A 16569-nucleotide genomic window follows, 5' to 3' on the forward strand; every position below is an offset into this window, starting at 1 on the left:
CAGGCGTTTCAGGAGCCAAGCCATGGCGACGAGCCCGCAAATCGAGATTCCCGCCACCTACATGCGTGGCGGTACCAGCAAGGGTGTGTTTTTCACGCTCAATGATCTTCCCCTGGCGGCGCAAACCCCTGGCGCCGTGCGCGATGCGCTGCTGCTTCGCCTGATGGGAAGCCCCGACCCTTTCGAGAAGCAGATCGATGGTATGGGCGGGGCGACGTCGAGCACCAGCAAGGCGGTGATTCTCTCCAAAAGCGAATCACCGGAGCACGACGTGGATTACCTGTTCGGTCAGGTCTCCATCGACCGGCCGTTCGTGGACTGGAGCGGCAACTGTGGCAACCTTTCCGCGGCGGTGGGCCCCTTCGCGATTCGCGCAGGCCTGGTCGAGGCTTCAAAAATCCCGGATAACGGCGTGGCCGAGGTACGCATCTGGCAGGCGAACATCGCCAAGACCATTATCGCAAAGGTGCCCATCACCCAGGGCCAGGTGCAGGAAACCGGCGACTTCGAGCTCGACGGCGTGACCTTTCCTGCCGCCGAGATTCCGATCGCTTTCGTCGACCCCGCCGACGGCGAAGGCGCGATCTTCCCGACGGGCAATGTGGTCGATGAGTTGGACGTGCCGGGCGTTGGTACGCTAAAAGCGACCATGATCAATGCGGGGATCCCGACCATATTCGTCAATGCCGACGAGGTGGGGTACACCGGCGTCGAGCTTCAGGAGGCGATCAATGGTGACCCCGCCGCGCTTGCCCTGTTCGAAGCCATCCGCACCCACGGGGCGGTGAAAATGGAGCTTGCGAGCACGGTCGAGCAGGCGGGGGCCCGCCAGCACACGCCCAAGGTCGCCTTCGTCGCTCCGGCGGCGCGCTACAGCGCCTCGAGCGGCAAGGAGGTCAGCGCCGAGGAGATCGACCTGGTCGTGCGTGCGCTTTCCATGGGCAAGCTTCACCATGCCATGATGGGCACCGCGGCGGTGGCGATTGCCTCGGCGGCGGCCATTGAAGGAACGCTGGTCAATATAGCCGCCGGGGGTGGCGAGATCGAGGCGGTCACCTTTGGTCATCCGTCCGGTGTGCTACACGTGGGCGCTAAAGCAAGTCTCGTCGAGGGCCGCTGGCAGATCGACCAGGCCCTGATGAGTCGCAGCGCACGGGTGTTGATGAAAGGGACGGTCTTCGTGCCGGGGGATTTTTAAGTGCCGCCGCCCTGATCACCGGGCAGGCGGGCAGGGCGGCGGGCTTTTTTTCAGGCGTTACGCTCTTTCAGGTGTCACTCTTCGAAGACGATCTGATCTTCCATCGAGCTGACGGTGGCCTCGCCAATGCCGCTGACACGGGTTAAATCATCAGCGTTTTCGAAACTGCCATTGGCGTCGCGCTCCTCGATGATCGCCTCCGCACGGCTGGGCCCCACCCCAGGAAGCTCGGCCAGCAGCTCCTCATCGGCCGTGTTGACGTTGATCGGCGCCACCGATTGGGCAAACGCGCCGCCGCTCAAGCTCAAGCCGAGTGCGGCCGCCGCCACTAACCCTTTTAGTATCCGCTGCATAATGAGCCCCTCTAATGGTGTTTGAATCGTGTGCGTGTTTTGCCAGAGACGACCTCTAAGGTCGCTTTGGTCTTAATTAACTTAGTGGTTGGAAGCGGACGCCGCTGTCATCCATGTATGACGCTGTGTGTAGGATTTTCCCCTGAAGGTCTGTTGAAATCGCTTACAAAAAGCGCGTCGCAAGGCTGATATACTGGTGCGGTTCAAACAAGGAGCGCGCCCGTGGCAACCGATTCTCCCCTTATTATCGCTCTCGACTACCCTTCGCTTGACCAGGCCCTGTGCATGGCGGACCAGCTCGACCCTGCCCGCTGCCGGGTCAAGGTGGGTAAAGAGCTTTTTACCCGTAGCGGCCCCGCGGTGCTCGAGGCGCTGCACGGCCGCGGCTTCGAGGTCTTTCTCGATCTCAAGTTTCACGATATTCCCAATACCGTAGCCGCGGCGGTGCAGGCCGCCGCCGAACAGGGCGTGTGGATGGTCAACGTCCATGCCAGCGGCGGCCAGTCGATGATGCGGGCGGCGGCGGATCGCCTGAAAGCGAACGGCCTCGAGACCCACCTGATTGCCGTGACCGTACTCACCAGCATGCAAAGCGATGAGCTCTTGGATATTGGCGTAATGGGGGGGCTCGACGAGCAGGTAATGCGCCTGGCGGGGCTGGCTCAGAAGAGTGGTCTGGCCGGGGTGGTCTGTTCGGCCCACGAAGCCAAGGCGATCAAAAAGGCCTGTGGCGACGCGTATTTGAAGGTCACGCCGGGTATTCGCCCGCGCTTTGCCGCGGCCAACGATCAGCAGCGCATCATGACGCCTCGTGAGGCGCTCGAGGCGGGCAGCACCCACTTGGTGGTAGGGCGTCCGGTCACGCAAGCCGAGTCACCGATGGACGCGCTCGACGCGATAGAGGCGGAAATCAGCTAGCTCTCGGGCCTGCTATTCGCCTTCGATGCCGGTGATCGGCTTGATGGTGCCCCAGCGCCGGCAGCTAGGGCATTGCCACACCAGGTTTTCGCTGGTGAGGCCGCAGTGGCGACAGCGGTGGCGCGGGCGGCCCTCCAGCAGGGCGCCGGTGTGGTGCTTTAGCAGTAAAAGCCGCGTGTCCGGCTTGGTCTTGCCGCTTAGCCGTTCGCTTTGCAGGTACAGATCGATCAGGTAGTCGAGCCCACCCAGGCTTGGCGCTTCGCGTAGCCACTCGCCGGTACGTTCGATGGCGCTGTCCACACCATCGCGGTGGTGGACGAGTTCGCCCAGCGCAATGATCACACTGGTGTAGGGCGCCTGGCCCAGAAGCTTATAGAGGTAGCTTTCAAAGCCCTGGGGGTTATCCGAGCGCTCGAAAGCGTGCTTGAGCGCCGATAGCATGGTCGGAATGTGGTCCACGTCCTGCGCCGGGATTCGGTCGAGCCAGTCGATCGCGCGCTGATAGTGACCATTTTCCATGTCGAGCTCGGCGTACAAAAGCGTGGCCCGTACGCAGTGCTCGTCCATCTGCAGCGCTTTTTTCAAATGTCTGCGCGCAAGCTGGCGGCTCGACTGTGCCTTCTCCTCGACGGCGAGTTCGCAAAGCCAGTGGGCCGCCGCCCGGCGAAGACCGGGTTGCTGCTTGAGAATCGGCTGGACGTTATCCAGGGCCTGCTGCCATTCGCGTTCGCGGTCGAGCAGATCGAGCAACAGGCGCTTGGCGCTTAGCCGGTAGGTGTCGTTGGATGTCTGGCCGAGCAGCGTCTTTAAAAGCCGCTGGGCGCGGTCGTGAACGCCCAGGGCGATGAAATCCTGGGCGAGCTCGAGCTGAATGTGTTCGTTGGTGGACACGGAGAGCGCTGGGCGGGCGAGCAGGTTCTGGTGAATGCTGACGGCCTTGTCGGCCTCGCCCCGGGCGCGAAAGAGCTTACCCAAGGCGATATGCGTCTCGACGGTTTCGCTATTGACGTCCAGCGCATTGATGAAGGTATTGATGGCCTCGTCGGGCTGCTCGTTGAGAAGATAGTTGAGCCCAACGAAATACTCCTTGGAGAGCGCAGGCGACCGATTTGCCGGGCGGGCTGGCACTTGTTTGGCGCGATAGCGCACGCCCAGCCCAAAGCCGATAGCGACGGCTGCAAGCAGTGTGCAAAGCAGCGCGACATCCTGCATTTACACCACTTCCTTGAACTCCTGGGTCCGCAGGCGATCGAGCTCTTTTTGCTGCTGCTTGTTGTGGCGCTCGCTGCGGGCCAAACGCGCCTTCAAGCGGATGTAAACACCCAGCATCGCCAGCATCCCCAGAATGACGCCCAGGGTGAGCGTGGCAAGAAGCCATACCGATAGCGATACCGGCGGAAGCTCTGTCCAGATCAGGTTCAGGGCAATCGTCTGCTGGTTGTTGACGGCGAACAAAATGCCGACCAGCAGCACCACCAGTAAAATAATGGCCAGTAAAAGCCCTTTGATCCAACGCATGAGAATTTCCTAATCTGTGACGTGCATGGTGGGTCTATTGTGTATGAGTCGGGGCACGGCGTCATCCCTGAAGTGTTTCAGCGTTTTAGCCGGTGCGTGAACGCGCGTTTAGTAGCCCAGTGCCCGGCTGGCATCCACCTGCTCGCGAAGCTCTTTCCCGGGTTTGAAGTGGGGGACATACTTGCCCTCCAGGTCCACCGGGTCGCCGGTTTTGGGGTTGCGGCCCATGCGCGGCTCGCGGTAGTGCAGCGAAAAGCTGCCAAAGCCGCGGATTTCGACCCGTCCACCACTTGAGAGGGCGTCTGTCATGTCATCCAAAATAATACGAACCGCCGTTTCGACTTCCTTGGCGGATAGCTCCGGTTGACGCATCGCGATTTGTTCGATTAATTCAGATTTGGTCATCGGTTGGCTCCCTGCAAACGTTAAAGGTCGTAAAAGCTTACGGCCTGAATAACATCCATCTCAGCATACTGCGCATTGTGTTATAAAACAATTTAGATAAAACAAGGTACTAGGTCGAATAACAGCATAGGCGAAGCGGGGCGCTGGCGCGACCCTACAGCTCAGGTATACTGACTTTTCATTTTCGAATTCGTAGAGGTCCACGTTGAGCGACGATACATCCCCGGAGGCCATTCTCCGTAAACGGCTTTACTGGCATTCACGCCGCGGCATGTGGGAGCTGGATCTATTGCTTATTCCTTTCCTCGAAAACCGCTTCGACTCGCTCTCTGCAGAAGATCGGTCGACCTACCAGCGCCTGATCGAAGAAGAGGATCAGGACCTATTCGTTTGGCTGATGCATCGCGAGTGGCCAGCCGACCCTGACCTTCGCCGCCTGGTTCAAATGATCGTCGAGCATGCCGAAACCACCGATAACAGTGCCTATCGCACGCTCTAACTACCCGGCCCTGATTCATTCGGCGCTGGCGGCGGGGCTTTTAGGCGTAAGCCTCGCTTTCGCTTCGCCGCTTTGGGTGCTTTGCGCTTTGCCGGTCATGCTTTTTTTGATCGCCCATCATGCCCGCCGCCAGCCGGCGGGTACGCTTTACATCCAGCCGCTTGACGATGCGCTCTACGCGCGCTGGGTGCTCGCCAGTGGTGATCTCGACGACCAGCAGCCGCTTCGCTGCCACTACCTGGGACCATGGCTTTTGGGGCTGGAGGTGGGCGGGGAGCGGCTCTGGCTCTGGCCGGATAGTCTGCGGGGCGAAAACCATCGGGCGCTGCGTCGGCTACTGCATCGCCCGGGCCGTTAAGGCGTGAGGCAAAAGTAGCGCAGCACAAAGCGCTTGGCGATAGGGTCTAAAGCGTTACGAGAGGATGATACACAAAGAAGCCCGGCAAAGTGGCCGTGAGCGTATCGGGAAACGAGAGAAAAGGTGGTGCCCGGAGCCGGACTTGAACCGGCACGGGGTTGCCCCCGAGAGATTTTAAGTCTCTTGCGTCTACCGATTTCGCCATCCGGGCGTATAACAGCGTCTACGATGGAGGATATCGCGACGCTGTCATGGGATATGGAGGCTGGAGTCGGAATCGAACCGGCGTACACGGAGTTGCAGTCCGCTGCATAACCACTCTGCCATCCAGCCTTGGAGTCGATGGAGCGGTAAAAGAGATTCGATCGGACTGGCGCACCAGCTTTCGACCCACTGCTTAAACCTGCTATCCAAAATGGAGCGGGAAAAGAGATTCGAACTCTCGACCCTCGCCTTGGCAAGGCGATGCTCTACCACTGAGCTATTCCCGCTCGACTCGAGGGCGAATTATACGCACTGACGCAGACTTGTCAATCGAAGAAATGCTCAATACGTACAATAAGATACTGCATTTACCGAGCCTGGGCGTGGGCCGCTGTGTAGGCCACGCCTTGGGCTATTACATCGAACGGCTCAGGTGCGGCCAAGCCGCGTGTAGATACTGGAGCATCGACCAGAGCGTTAAGATCGCCGCGGCGTAAAGGATGGCCACACCGACCATGGCGATGTCGTGTCCCGGTGGGAACACCAGTAGTACCAAAAGTGCCACCATCTGCAGGGTGGTTTTGAGCTTGCCGATCCAGGAAACCGCGACCATGCCGCGCTTGCCCATCTCCGCCATCCACTCGCGCAGCGCCGAAATGACGATTTCGCGCCCGATAATCACCAGCGCCGGCAGGGTCAAAAGGGCGCTGTCGAAGCGTTCGATGAGCAAGGCCAGCGCCACCGCGACCATCAGCTTATCCGCCACCGGGTCGAGGAAGGCGCCGAACGGGGTCGACTGATTCCAGAGTCTGGCCAAGTAGCCATCCAGCCAGTCGGTGACCGACGCCAGGGCGAACAGCCCCGCCGCCAGCGGCATGCTCCAGCCATAGGGCAGGTAGAAGAGCACCACCAAAAGGGGGATGAAAACGATTCTTGCCAGAGTCAATATGTTAGGTATATTCATCGCAGGGCGCGATCCTTGCCGGAGAATCAGGGAATCAAACGTATGTAGGCGCTATTCTATCCGCCTTGAGGCGCGGCATCCATGCCGGTGTCGGATTATCCGTTTAGCGCCTGATAGATAGTCGCCGCCATGGCCGCGCTGATCCCCGGTACTCGGGCAAGCTCATCCTTGCTTGCTTTCTGAATGCCCTGCAATCCACCAAAAAAGCGCAGCAGCTCGCGGCGGCGTTTGGGGCCCACGCCGGGTATGTCCTGCAAGGTGGATGTGCGCCGGGCCTTGTCGCGCTGAGCACGGTGGCCGGCAATCGCAAAGCGGTGCGATTCGTCGCGAATGTGCTGAATCAGATGCAGGGCGGGCGAGGCCGGGTCCATCGGGAGCGGATTGTCGCTGCTCTCCAGAAACAGCGTCTCGAGCCCGGCCTTGCGTGTCGTGCCCTTCGCTACACCGAGCAAAATGATGCCGTCGACCCCGAGCTCGCCGATAACGCCCCGGGCCATATTGAGCTGCCCCTTACCGCCATCGACGATCAAAATATCCGGTGCGACGGCTTCGCCGCTTTTGACCCGCTTCAAGCGCCTCGTCAGTGCCTGCTGCATGGCGGCGTAGTCGTCGCCGGCGGCCACACCTTCGATACGAAAATGGCGGTAGTCGCTTTTGCGCGGGCCCTGCTGGTCGAATACCACGCACGACGCCACCGTTGCCTCGCCCTGGCTGTGGCTGATGTCGAAGCACTCCAGCCGCTCGGGCGCTTTCTCCAGGTCCAGCGCTTTCTGCAGCGCCTCGAAACGTGCCATGAGCTGCGTCTTGTTGGCGAGCTGGGAGGCCAGCTGCTGCTCGGCGTTGGTCATCGCCAGTTTTTGCCATTGGGCACGGTGGCCGCGTACCTGGTGGGCTACGCGTACTCGCTTGCCGGCCTGCTGGCTCAGCGCGTCGGCAATCAGCTGGCTATCGTCCAGGGCGTGGCTGGTGATGACCTCGGCGGGCACGTTATGCGGCTGGCCGAAATAGTATTGGCTGACGACCTCGGTCAGGAGCATCTCATCGGTTAGTTCCAGGTCGTTTTTGGGCGTGTGATGGCGGGCGCCTAAAAGCCGCCCATCGCGAATGCTCATGACCGAAATACCCTGGGCGCCTGGGCGGTGAGCAAGCGCGAAAATATCCGCGTCGCCGCTTTCGTTATCCACGAACTGACGCTGCTGAAGCTGTCTGAGCTTGACGATCTGATCGCGCAGGCGCCCGGCTTCTTCGAAGTCGAGCGCTTGGCTTGCGGCTTCCATTTGATCGCTGAGCGTTTGGGTGACGTGCTCGCTTTTCCCCTCCAAACACATCACGGCGTGCTCGACGTCGCGCTGATACTCTTGTTGAGAAATATAGTCGACGCAGGGGGCGCTGCAGCGGTCGATCTGGTACTGAAGGCAGGGCCGACTGCGGTTGGCGAACACGCTGTCTTCGCAGTTGCGGATGCGAAAGATTTTTTGCATCAGCGTCAGGCTTTCCTTCACCGCGCCGCTACTCGGGTACGGGCCCAGGTAGCGGCCGTCACCCCGACGCTGACGTGCGCGCTTGTACTCGAGGGCAGGATAAGGATGGCGGTCGGTAACGAAAACGAAGGGGTAGGACTTGTCGTCGCGCAGCAGGATGTTATAGGGCGGACGCAGTTCCTTGATCAGGGTTTGCTCGAGCAGCAGCGCTTCGGTTTCGGTGCGGGTGACGGTCACTTGCACGTCGGCAATGCGCGCCACCATCGCCTGGGTCTTGGCGTTGAGTTGGCCGCGGAAATAACTCGACAGGCGCGCCTTGAGACGCTTCGCCTTGCCGACGTAAAGCGTGTTTTGCTGGTCATCGAGCATCCGGTAAACACCCGGGGAGGTGCTTACCGAGCTTAAAAATTGCTTGGCATCGAAAGTCATAGAGCGCTTAGAAGTGCTGGGGCAGGAGCTGGATGGTAGGCCTATCCCTGGCGCGCGTCAAAGCCCTCCACCAGCCCGTAGCGCAGCGCTAAATGGGTAAGCTCGACGTCGCTGGCCACTTCCAGCTTTTCGAACAGCCTGTAGCGGTAGGTGTTGACCGTTTTGGGGCTCAGGTGGAGGCGGTCGGAGATGTCCTGCACGCGCTGACAGTTGACGATCATCAGCGCGATCTGAAGCTCCCGGGGCGAGAGGTTTTGAAACGGGCTGTCTTCTTCGGTGAAGTGGGCCAGCGCCAGGCGCTGGGCGATCTCCTGGCTTACGTAGCGCCCACCGCTATCGATTTGACGGATGGCCTCGATCATCTCCGTGGCGTCGGCCCCCTTGCTTAAAAAGCCTGACGCGCCGGCCTCCAGCATACGCCTTAACGTGCTGTCTTCTACGTAGGCGGTCAGAATCAGTACGCGCACGTTTTTCATGGTGCGACAGATGCGCCGGGTTGCCTCGAGCCCGCCAATGCCGGGCATACGGATATCCATGAGCACCAGGTCCGGCTTCAGCTTGCGACAAAGCGAGACAGCGCTTTCGCCATCGTCGGCTTCGCCCGCAATATGAATATCGCACTCTTCGTCCAGCAAGTGCGCGATACTGCTCCTCACCAGGTGGTGGTCATCAGCGATGAGTACGTTAATCACGAGGGTGCTCCTGATACAATGCGCTTAAAACCTGGTATCGGCTTTGCCGTAGAGTGCCATAGCTTGTATTGAAGGAAAATTAGTATTTACTGTTCAATAAAGCGTCTTGACTTGGGTCTGGATCTGCTCTAATATTCGCCGCGCACTTGGAAGCAATTGCATCGATCCAGTCGCTATATAAGCGCTGGTTTGATAAGGGGCCTTAGCTCAGCTGGGAGAGCGCAACACTGGCAGTGTTGAGGTCAGCGGTTCGATCCCGCTAGGCTCCACCAAATTTCCAAAAGCCTCGTTTTTCAACGAGGCTTTTTTGTGCCTGTCGTTTGGCTTTATACAAAAGCGCCCGGCACCCGGCCGGGCGCGGCGCTCAGGTAATTTTACCCAGTAGTAAAAACTCCATTAGCGCTTTTTGCGCGTGCAGGCGGTTACCGGCTTCCTGCCAGACCACGGCGCGCGGGTCGTCGAGTAGGGTTTCGCTGATCTCCTCGCCGCGGTGGGCGGGCAGGCAGTGCAAAAACAGCGCATCCGCTTTGGCATTATCGAGCATTGCCTCGGTCACCTGGAAGCCGGCGAAGTCCGCTTCGCGCTTGGCTTGCTCCTCTTCCTGGCCCATCGAGGCCCAGACGTCGGTAGTGATCAGGTCCACGCCGCGGGTCGCCTCGACCGGGTCGTGGAAAAGCGTCACCCGATCTCCGGCGGCCTCTAGAATGTCGGCGCGAGGCTCGTAGCCCTTCGGGCAGCAAACGTGCAGGTTGAAGTCGAACTGGCGCGCGGCGTTGATCCACGAGTGGCACATGTTGTTGCCATCCCCCACCCAAACCGCCGTGCGGCCTTCGACGCTGCCGCGATGCTCGATCCAGGTCATGACGTCAGCCAACAGCTGGCAGGGGTGGTAGTCGTCGCTGAGCGCGTTGATCACCGGCACGGTGCTGGCCGCTGCGAAGGTTTCGATGCCTGCGTGGGAAAAGGTACGAATCATGACCGCATCGACCATTTCCGATAGCACGCGAGCGGTATCTTCGATCGGCTCGCCGCGACCGAGCTGGCTGTCCCGGGGGGAAAGAAACAGCGCATGGCCGCCGAACTGGGTCATGCCCGTCTCGAAAGAGACCCGGGTACGGGTGGAGGATTTTTCGAAAATCATCGCAAGCGTTCGGTTTTTGAACGGTGTGTAGATCGGCCCCTGGGCTTTTAGCTCGGTTTTGATCAAAATGGCGCGCTGCATCAAGTAGGCGAGCTCATCTTGGCTTAAGTCCATCAGGGTAAGAAAATGGCGGGTCGCCATGGTACGTCTCTCCACGTAAATACCCCATCCTAGCGAGGGCGCAGGGGATGCGCAACGCCATCGGCATGGGTAGAATAGGGGGATTGGTAAAGCCGAGTAGTTTACTCAGGTATCGCCATTATGTTGCGGTAGGGTTAAACAGATACTTTGAGTCGCGTAAACTAGCGCCGACCGCGCCACCGATCGAAGGAGTACGTCATGAGCACTACGGTTGAGAATATTCAGCGTCAAATCGGCGAAAACCCGATTCTTATCTACATGAAAGGCACGCCTCAGCTGCCGCAATGCGGGTTTTCGGCCCAAACCGTTCAGGCACTGATGAGCTGCGGCGAGCGCTTTGCTTTCGTCAACGTGCTGGACAACCCGGATATTCGCAGCGAGCTGCCCAAGGTTGCCAACTGGCCGACCTTTCCTCAGCTTTGGGTCGAAGGCGAGCTGGTGGGCGGCTGCGATATCGTGATGGAAATGCACCAAAGCGGCGAGCTCGAAAAGCTCATCAAGGATGCCGGTCAGCGCGCCACCGCCAACGAGGGCAGCGACGCCCCGAGCGAGTAACGCGTGCCAAGCGGCTGGCGGGCTCTCATTCAGCCGCTAGCATGGCGTTTTGCCATCGCTTGACGTTACTCGATGTGTGTTCATCCGGCGCCAGGCCGCGCCGGATGAGTTAGCCCGCCCAAGGAAGTAATGCTCAATGAGCTATCAGGTTCTGGCCCGCAAATGGCGCCCGCGTACATTTCACGAGCTGGTGGGGCAGACCCATGTTCAGCGTGCGCTGGTCAACGCCCTCGACCAGGGGCGCCTTCACCACGCCTATCTGTTTACCGGTACCCGCGGGGTCGGTAAGACCACCCTGGCGCGTATACTCGCCAAGTGCCTGAACTGCACCGCGGGCGGTGACGGCGACGAGGGCATTACCTCCACGCCTTGTGGTGCGTGCGATAGCTGCCGCGCCATCGACGAGGGGCGCTTTGTCGACCTGATCGAAGTCGACGCCGCCTCGCGCACCAAGGTGGAAGACACCCGCGAGCTTCTCGACAACGTTCAGTACGCGCCGACGCAGGGACGCTACAAGGTGTATCTCATCGATGAGGTGCACATGCTCTCGACCAGCAGTTTCAACGCGCTGCTGAAAACGCTGGAAGAGCCGCCGCCCCACGTCAAGTTCCTGCTCGCCACCACCGACCCGCAGAAGCTGCCGCCCACGGTGCTCTCGCGCTGTTTGCAGTTCACCTTGAAGCACATGCCGCCGGAGCGGGTGGTCGAGCATCTGACGTTCGTGCTGGGACAAGAGGGCGTCGAGTTCGAAGAGAGCGCCCTGTGGCTTTTGGGTAAGGCCGCTGAAGGCTCGATGCGCGATGCCATGAGCCTGACCGACCAGGCGATCGCCTTCGGCCAGGGGACGGTGCGCCACGCCGACGTAGCGGCGATGCTCGGCACCCTCGACCATCGCCATATCATGGCGCTGGCCCAGGCACTGGCGGATGTCGACGTTCAGGCGCTGCTGGCACAAGTCGCCATGCTTGCGGAGCAGGGGCCGGACTTCGCCGCGGTGCTCGACGAGCTGAGCGCTATTTTGCACCGCCTGGCGGTCGCCCAGATGGTCCCCGGTGCCGTGGACAACAGCCACGGCGATCGTGACACTATTCTCACGCTTGCCAAGCGTTTCACCGCCGAGGATATCCAGCTCTACTACCAGATCGGTATTCAGGGCCGCGGTGATATGGAACACGCCCCGGACTTGCGCAGCGCGCTGGAAATGACGCTTCTGCGTATGCTGGCGTTTCGCCCTCAGGGCGTTCCCAAGCCGCCGCGTACGCCGCTGCCGCTGCGCGCCGAGCCCGCCGGCGAGCACGCCCCTGCGCTTCAAAACGAGCAAGCCAGCGCCTCGCCAGAAGCGGTCGAGCCAAAAAAGCCTGAGCCTGCACCGGCGCCCGAGGCGCCTTCGCCCGCGCCGGTGCAGGAAACGCCGATGCAGGCCACTCAAAAGAGCGAGCCTGCCGATCAGGCGCCGCCGCCCTGGGCGATGGACGAACCGGCCCCCTACGGCGACACCCCCGAGACCGCTTTCGAGGCGCAAGCCGCGCAGCGGGCAGAAGAACCCGTGCAAGAGGGCGCGCCGAACGAGCCGGCTTCGGAGGCGCCCGAGTTCGACTATCCGGATGCGCCAGAGCCAGAACCAGAGCACGCGCCGGAACCAGAGCACCAGGACGACGTTACTCCCGAGCCCGTTGAGGCTCCCGCTGGCCAGCCCGCACCCGCGGCATCCGAGGCGCCGCTCGATGCCGATACCCGGCTCGACCACGCCCGCTGGCTGAACCTTTTCGATACGCTGGGCCTTGGCGGGCTTACGCGTAATCTGGCCGCCCACTGCCAGTTGGCCAGTGACGACGGGCAGACCATTACATTGCAGCTTGACCCTAGTCAGTCGGCGATGCAGGCGGATGTCCACCAAACCCGCATCGAAAAAGCGCTGGGCGAGCAGGGGCTCAAGCGCCGGGTCAGCTTCGAGGTGGCCGAGCTCGACAGTGGCGTGGAAACCGCGCGGGATCAGACGCTTCGCTTTCAGCGCGAGCGGCACAAAGAGGCCGTTGATCTATTGCAACGCGACCCCAATATACAGAAATTACAGCAAGCCTTCGGGGCAACGCTTAACGAATCCAGCGTCAAGCCAAAAACCCCGGAGTCGCCATGACAGCCGGACGGTTACGGCTTACGCTTATGCTGGTAACGCACTGATCTATTATCCAGGGAGAGAACGCCATGATGAAAGGTGGAATGGGCAACTTGATGAAGCAAGCCCAGGAAATGCAGGAAAAAATGCAGAAGGTCCAGGAAGAGGCGGCCAAGGCCGAAGTGTTCGGTGAAGCCGGCGCGGGCATGGTCAAGGTGACCATGAACGGTCGTCACGATGTCAGCGATGTCACCATCGACCCAAGCGTTCTGGAAGAAGACAAGGAGCTGCTCGAAGACCTGCTGGCCGCGGCGGTCAATGACGCCGTGCGCAAGGTTGAAGCTCACTCCAAGGCGCAAATGGAAGAGGCCACTGCCGGTCTTAACCTGCCGCCCGGCTTCAAGATGCCGTTTTAAGCGATGCGTTTTTCCCCGCTGATCGAGCAGCTCATCGAAGCATTTCGCGTGCTGCCAGGCGTTGGGCCCAAAACGGCCCAGCGCATGGCCATGCATTTGCTTGAGCGTGAGCGCGAGGGCGGTAAGCATTTGGCCGGGGTGATCGAGCGCGCCATCGACGAGGTCGGTTACTGCCAGCAGTGCCGCACCTTGACCGAGGCCGAGGTCTGCGCGCTGTGTGAAAGCCGCCGGCGCGACGATTCACTGCTTTGTGTGGTGGAGTCACCCGCCGACCAGCTCGCCATCGAAGAGGCCGGCGGCTTTCACGGGCGCTATTTTGTGCTTCACGGTCATCTCTCGCCGCTGGACGGCGTGGGTCCGGAGGCCATCGGCCTGGGGCTGCTCGAAAGCCGTGTCAGCGAAGGTCTCATCAAGGAGATCGTGCTGGCGACCAACCCGACCGTCGAAGGCGAGGCGACCGCGCACTATATTGCCTCGCAGCTGGCCCAGTACGGCGTCGCTTTCTCGCGCCTTGCTTACGGGGTGCCCATGGGCGGCGAGCTCGAATATGTGGACGGCGGCACCTTGAGCCGCGCGTTCAACGGCCGTTTGCCGTTCGGGCTCGAGTAACACCGCCCGCCGGATTTTGTACCACTGTCACTACCGTAGCCTTCAGGCTGCGGCCCCCACAGGGAAGCCTACCGTGTCCGCTATAAGTAACCCGTCCTATCGATGGATTGAGACCGCCGATCAGCTCGATGCCGCCTGTCAGGAGGTCGAAGCTGCCAGCGTGATCGCCCTGGATACGGAGTTTTTCCGCGAAAACACCTTTTTTCCGATCCCGGCGCTGATCCAGTTCGCCGCCGGTGAGCTTGCGTATCTGATCGACCCGGTCACCACACCCTGCACGCCGGCCTTCAAAGCGCTGTTGCAAAACGATGCGGTCAAGCTGCTCCACGCTTGCAGCGAAGACCTCGAAATATTCCAGCTGTGGGCGGGCGTAATGCCGGCGCCGTTGGTGGATACCCAGATCGCCCAGGCGCTTTTGGGTGAGGTGCCCGCCATGGGGTATCAAAAGCTCGTCGAGTTTTGGGTCGGAGAAACCCTGCCCAAGGAAGAGACGCGCTCAAACTGGCTGACCCGGCCGCTAACGACCGGCCAGTGCGAGTACGCCGCGCTCGACGTCATCTATTTGCTCGAGGTGTGGGCGCTGCAGGCCGAAAAGCTCGAGCGCCTCGGCCGTCGGGCGTGGCTTTTCGAGGAGTGCGCCGCCCAGCTCGATCAGGCCGAGCGCAGCAGCGAGAGCGATGCGCTCTGGTACACCCGCCAGCGCCAGCTTTGGCGGCTTGCGCCACGCCAGCTCGAGGCGTACCGGCTGATGACGACCTGGCGCGAAGGTGAAACCCGGCGGCGCGATCTTCCGCGCAACTGGTTGGCCAGCGACAAGCTGCTGTTTGCCATCGCCGAGGTTATGCCCAAAAACCGCTTCGAACTGGCTGCTATCGAGGGCGTCAAGCCGACGCTGGTCAAAAAAGAGGGCGATACGCTGCTGGAGCTGGTCAAAAATGCCCAGCACTGCCCGGAGACGTCGCTGCTCGAGCGCTGGCCCGACCCGGCAGAGGCGGGCTTCAAGCGTCGTTTCAAGGCGCTCAAGAAAGTGCTCAACGCCCAGGCGGCGGCGCTGGAAATTGCGCCTGAAGTGTTGATGCGCCGCCGGGATATCGAAGCGCTGGTCATGCAGCACCAGGCCAACGAGGCGCTCGCGCTGCCCGGCGGCTGGCGCGGCGAGCGCTTGAACGACGACCTGCGTTTGGCCCTGGAGGAGTCGGCATGAGCGATAAATTGCTGTGCGAGATTTTCAAAAGTTCGCGCAAGGAAGAGATGTATCTCTACGTGGACAAGCGCCAGGGCCTCGAGCCGGTGCCCGAGGCGCTGCTTGCCACCTTCGGCAAGCCCGTGGCGGTGTTGACCATGATCCTGACCGCCGATAAAAAGCTCGCCCGGGTTGATACTCAGGATGTCATCGCGGCGATCGAGGAGCAGGGCTTTTACCTGCAAATGCCGCCGGCCAAGGAAGAGTATCTGTTGGACGTTCACCGGGCCCACGTTGACCGCTTTTCATGAACTTTCTTGCCCATGCCTGGCTTGCCCGGCAGGGGGAAGATGGCTTCTTGCTGGGTAACGTGATTGCCGACGGCGTCAAGGGTAGCGACCTGTCCGGCTGGCCGGATGCTGTGGCCGCGGGCGTTCGCCACCACCGCCGGGTCGATGCCTTCGTGGATAGCCATGACGTCATCAAGCGCGCTAAACAGCGCGCCCCCGCGGGTCAGCGCCGCGTGGCCGGCATCGCGCTGGATATCCTGTGGGATCACTTTCTGGCGCGGGCGCTGATCGGCACGCCGGAATTCGACGCGCTGCTCGAGCGCTTGTATGCGCTTTTGGCGCGGGAGCCCGCGCCGAACCGGCTGGCGCTCATGATGCCGTCACTGATCGAGCACGACTGGCTGCGCGGCTACGCTGACTTCGGCTTTACCTGCCGGGCGATTGCCGGGCTTGGGCGCAGGCTTTCCGGCCCGAACCGGCTGGCGGAGATAACGCCCTGGCTTGCGCGCGACTATCGCTGGCTGGAAGACCATTTTCACCCCCTCTGGAACGATTGCGCCGCCAGGCTGACCAGTGCCGGTTAGCTTTGCGTGAGCGCCTGGACCAGGCCGGGGAAGGACGACGAGACGAGGGTGCTATGCGCGAACGCTTCTGGGAACGATACGCGCTCGAAGAGCTTACCGATGACGAGTGGGAGGCTCTTTGCGACGGGTGCGGGCAGTGCTGTCTGCTGAAATTTCACGACGACGATACCCAGGAGCTGGCCGTGCTCAACGTAGCGTGCCGCCTGCTGGATACGCACAGCTGCCAGTGCAGCGATTACGAGAACCGCTTCGATACGGTGCCCGACTGTACGCAACTGACCCCGGCGCTGGTTCGCGAGTTCACCTGGCTGCCTGCTACCTGCGGCTACCGCCGGGTGGCGGAGGGGCGAAAGCTAGCCGGTTGGCATCCGCTTTTGAGTAACGACGCGGAACGGGTGCACCGTAAGGGCGTAAGCGTACGCAGCTTTGCGGTATCCGAGCTCGACGTGCCCGAGCGCGAATGGGACGAACACATCATTGCCGTACTGCCCATTCACTAGCGTTTTAAAGCGAGG

Annotated in this window: 20 protein-coding genes and 4 tRNA genes; 13 read left to right on the top strand and 11 right to left on the bottom strand. The window is 61.2% G+C overall.

The window, feature by feature from the left end; translation table 11 throughout:
• Window positions 1-22 precede the first annotated feature (22 nt).
• Window positions 23-1198: a 2-methylaconitate cis-trans isomerase PrpF gene (prpF, locus tag ACWHXT_RS05860; protein ID WP_447957594.1), complete on the top strand. Its 1176-nt coding sequence runs from the start codon at window positions 23-25 to the stop codon at window positions 1196-1198.
• Window positions 1199-1272: 74 nt separating this feature from the next.
• Here prpF and ACWHXT_RS05865 read toward each other — a convergent pair whose 3' ends face one another.
• On the bottom strand, window positions 1273-1551 hold the full coding sequence (locus ACWHXT_RS05865) for a ComEA family DNA-binding protein (RefSeq protein ID WP_447957595.1): 279 nt from the start codon (window positions 1549-1551) through the stop codon (window positions 1273-1275).
• Between the two features lie 222 nt (window positions 1552-1773).
• On the opposite strand from ACWHXT_RS05865, the gene pyrF reads away from it, so the two are divergent.
• Window positions 1774-2469 (top strand): orotidine-5'-phosphate decarboxylase, encoded by a 696-nt coding sequence (gene pyrF, locus ACWHXT_RS05870; protein ID WP_447957596.1) that lies wholly within the window; start codon window positions 1774-1776, stop codon window positions 2467-2469.
• Between the two features lie 12 nt (window positions 2470-2481).
• Here pyrF and lapB read toward each other — a convergent pair whose 3' ends face one another.
• The 3 genes from lapB to ACWHXT_RS05885 all read right to left on the bottom strand — a co-directional run bounded on the left by lapB (window position 2482) and on the right by ACWHXT_RS05885 (window position 4392).
• The gene (lapB, locus tag ACWHXT_RS05875; RefSeq protein ID WP_447957597.1) at window positions 2482-3681 is read right to left on the bottom strand and encodes a lipopolysaccharide assembly protein LapB; all 1200 of its coding nucleotides are present in this window, start codon (window positions 3679-3681) and stop codon (window positions 2482-2484) included.
• Window positions 3682-3987: a lipopolysaccharide assembly protein LapA domain-containing protein gene (locus ACWHXT_RS05880; RefSeq protein ID WP_447528291.1), complete on the bottom strand. Its 306-nt coding sequence runs from the start codon at window positions 3985-3987 to the stop codon at window positions 3682-3684.
• Window positions 3988-4095: 108 nt separating this feature from the next.
• Window positions 4096-4392 (bottom strand): integration host factor subunit beta, encoded by a 297-nt coding sequence (locus ACWHXT_RS05885; protein ID WP_447528292.1) that lies wholly within the window; start codon window positions 4390-4392, stop codon window positions 4096-4098.
• 205 nt (window positions 4393-4597) lie between these two features.
• Here ACWHXT_RS05885 and ACWHXT_RS05890 point away from each other — a divergent pair, with 205 nt between their 5' ends.
• Together ACWHXT_RS05890 and ACWHXT_RS05895 are read left to right on the top strand one after the other, a co-directional pair.
• A complete protein-coding gene (locus tag ACWHXT_RS05890; protein ID WP_447528293.1) occupies window positions 4598-4891 on the top strand; it encodes an FAD assembly factor SdhE in 294 nt (97 codons plus the stop codon).
• The gene (locus tag ACWHXT_RS05895; protein ID WP_447957598.1) at window positions 4872-5249 is read left to right on the top strand and encodes a hypothetical protein; all 378 of its coding nucleotides are present in this window, start codon (window positions 4872-4874) and stop codon (window positions 5247-5249) included. The genes ACWHXT_RS05890 and ACWHXT_RS05895 overlap by 20 nt, the downstream gene beginning before the upstream one ends.
• Window positions 5250-5373: 124 nt before the next feature.
• Here ACWHXT_RS05895 and ACWHXT_RS05900 read toward each other — a convergent pair.
• The 6 genes from ACWHXT_RS05900 to uvrY all read right to left on the bottom strand — a co-directional run bounded on the left by ACWHXT_RS05900 (window position 5374) and on the right by uvrY (window position 9019).
• A tRNA-Leu gene (locus tag ACWHXT_RS05900) sits at window positions 5374-5460 on the bottom strand.
• 48 nt (window positions 5461-5508) lie between these two features.
• A tRNA-Cys gene (locus ACWHXT_RS05905) sits at window positions 5509-5582 on the bottom strand.
• An 83-nt stretch (window positions 5583-5665) separates the two neighbouring features.
• Window positions 5666-5740 (bottom strand) — tRNA-Gly (locus ACWHXT_RS05910).
• A 128-nt stretch (window positions 5741-5868) separates the two neighbouring features.
• Window positions 5869-6417, bottom strand: a complete 549-nt coding sequence (pgsA, locus tag ACWHXT_RS05915; RefSeq protein WP_447528295.1) for a CDP-diacylglycerol--glycerol-3-phosphate 3-phosphatidyltransferase — start codon at window positions 6415-6417, stop codon at window positions 5869-5871.
• 95 nt (window positions 6418-6512) lie between these two features.
• Window positions 6513-8327 carry an excinuclease ABC subunit UvrC gene (uvrC, locus tag ACWHXT_RS05920; RefSeq protein ID WP_447957599.1) on the bottom strand — a complete coding sequence of 605 codons (1815 nt, stop codon included), beginning with the start codon at window positions 8325-8327 and terminating at the stop codon, window positions 6513-6515.
• 41 nt (window positions 8328-8368) lie between these two features.
• Complete coding sequence (uvrY, locus tag ACWHXT_RS05925) at window positions 8369-9019, bottom strand: UvrY/SirA/GacA family response regulator transcription factor (protein WP_447528297.1); 651 nt, start codon at window positions 9017-9019, stop codon at window positions 8369-8371.
• 196 nt (window positions 9020-9215) lie between these two features.
• On the opposite strand from uvrY, the gene ACWHXT_RS05930 reads away from it, so the two are divergent.
• Window positions 9216-9291: transfer RNA gene (locus tag ACWHXT_RS05930), tRNA-Ala, on the top strand.
• A gap of 92 nt (window positions 9292-9383) precedes the next feature.
• Here the strand turns inward: ACWHXT_RS05930 and argF are convergent.
• Window positions 9384-10301: an ornithine carbamoyltransferase gene (gene argF, locus ACWHXT_RS05935; RefSeq protein WP_447957600.1), complete on the bottom strand. Its 918-nt coding sequence runs from the start codon at window positions 10299-10301 to the stop codon at window positions 9384-9386.
• Window positions 10302-10499: 198 nt separating this feature from the next.
• On the opposite strand from argF, the gene grxD reads away from it, so the two are divergent.
• From grxD to ACWHXT_RS05975, 8 genes are all read left to right on the top strand, one after another.
• Entirely contained in the window at window positions 10500-10856 is a 357-nt protein-coding gene (gene grxD, locus ACWHXT_RS05940; protein WP_447528299.1) for a Grx4 family monothiol glutaredoxin, read from the top strand.
• A gap of 136 nt (window positions 10857-10992) precedes the next feature.
• On the top strand, window positions 10993-12993 hold the full coding sequence (gene dnaX / locus ACWHXT_RS05945) for a DNA polymerase III subunit gamma/tau (RefSeq protein WP_447957601.1): 2001 nt from the start codon (window positions 10993-10995) through the stop codon (window positions 12991-12993).
• Window positions 12994-13061: 68 nt separating this feature from the next.
• Window positions 13062-13388, top strand: a complete 327-nt coding sequence (locus tag ACWHXT_RS05950; RefSeq protein ID WP_447528301.1) for a YbaB/EbfC family nucleoid-associated protein — start codon at window positions 13062-13064, stop codon at window positions 13386-13388.
• 3 nt (window positions 13389-13391) lie between these two features.
• Window positions 13392-13997: a recombination mediator RecR gene (gene recR / locus ACWHXT_RS05955; RefSeq protein WP_447957602.1), complete on the top strand. Its 606-nt coding sequence runs from the start codon at window positions 13392-13394 to the stop codon at window positions 13995-13997.
• A gap of 73 nt (window positions 13998-14070) precedes the next feature.
• Complete coding sequence (gene rnd, locus ACWHXT_RS05960) at window positions 14071-15201, top strand: ribonuclease D (RefSeq protein ID WP_447957603.1); 1131 nt, start codon at window positions 14071-14073, stop codon at window positions 15199-15201.
• On the top strand, window positions 15198-15491 hold the full coding sequence (locus ACWHXT_RS05965; RefSeq protein WP_447957604.1) for a YcgL domain-containing protein: 294 nt from the start codon (window positions 15198-15200) through the stop codon (window positions 15489-15491). The genes rnd and ACWHXT_RS05965 overlap by 4 nt, the downstream gene beginning before the upstream one ends.
• Window positions 15488-16054, top strand: coding sequence for an acyl carrier protein phosphodiesterase (locus tag ACWHXT_RS05970; RefSeq protein WP_447957605.1), 567 nt, complete (start codon window positions 15488-15490; stop codon window positions 16052-16054). The genes ACWHXT_RS05965 and ACWHXT_RS05970 overlap by 4 nt, the downstream gene beginning before the upstream one ends.
• A 53-nt stretch (window positions 16055-16107) precedes the next feature.
• Complete coding sequence (locus ACWHXT_RS05975) at window positions 16108-16554, top strand: YcgN family cysteine cluster protein (protein ID WP_447895601.1); 447 nt, start codon at window positions 16108-16110, stop codon at window positions 16552-16554.
• The last annotated feature ends 15 nt before the right edge of the window (window positions 16555-16569 follow it).

It is taken from the genome of Vreelandella halophytica (assembly GCF_968193635.1).

Bases quoted from the DNA above. Each gene is read 5' to 3' on its own strand.
- lapB (WP_447957597.1), bottom strand. From the start codon at position 3,681: ATGCAGGATGTCGCGCTGCTTTGCACACTGCTTGCAGCCGTCGCTATC.
- recR (WP_447957602.1), top strand. From the start codon at position 13,392: ATGCGTTTTTCCCCGCTGATCGAGCAGCTCATCGAAGCATTTCGCGTG.
- uvrC (WP_447957599.1), bottom strand. From the start codon at position 8,327: ATGACTTTCGATGCCAAGCAATTTTTAAGCTCGGTAAGCACCTCCCCG.
- grxD (WP_447528299.1), top strand. From the start codon at position 10,500: ATGAGCACTACGGTTGAGAATATTCAGCGTCAAATCGGCGAAAACCCG.
- dnaX (WP_447957601.1), top strand. From the start codon at position 10,993: ATGAGCTATCAGGTTCTGGCCCGCAAATGGCGCCCGCGTACATTTCAC.
- ACWHXT_RS05965 (WP_447957604.1), top strand. From the start codon at position 15,198: ATGAGCGATAAATTGCTGTGCGAGATTTTCAAAAGTTCGCGCAAGGAA.
- ACWHXT_RS05885 (WP_447528292.1), bottom strand. From the start codon at position 4,392: ATGACCAAATCTGAATTAATCGAACAAATCGCGATGCGTCAACCGGAG.
- ACWHXT_RS05865 (WP_447957595.1), bottom strand. From the start codon at position 1,551: ATGCAGCGGATACTAAAAGGGTTAGTGGCGGCGGCCGCACTCGGCTTG.
- prpF (WP_447957594.1), top strand. From the start codon at position 23: ATGGCGACGAGCCCGCAAATCGAGATTCCCGCCACCTACATGCGTGGC.
- ACWHXT_RS05975 (WP_447895601.1), top strand. From the start codon at position 16,108: ATGCGCGAACGCTTCTGGGAACGATACGCGCTCGAAGAGCTTACCGAT.
- pgsA (WP_447528295.1), bottom strand. From the start codon at position 6,417: ATGAATATACCTAACATATTGACTCTGGCAAGAATCGTTTTCATCCCC.
- ACWHXT_RS05950 (WP_447528301.1), top strand. From the start codon at position 13,062: ATGATGAAAGGTGGAATGGGCAACTTGATGAAGCAAGCCCAGGAAATG.
- ACWHXT_RS05880 (WP_447528291.1), bottom strand. From the start codon at position 3,987: ATGCGTTGGATCAAAGGGCTTTTACTGGCCATTATTTTACTGGTGGTG.
- ACWHXT_RS05970 (WP_447957605.1), top strand. From the start codon at position 15,488: ATGAACTTTCTTGCCCATGCCTGGCTTGCCCGGCAGGGGGAAGATGGC.
- argF (WP_447957600.1), bottom strand. From the start codon at position 10,301: ATGGCGACCCGCCATTTTCTTACCCTGATGGACTTAAGCCAAGATGAG.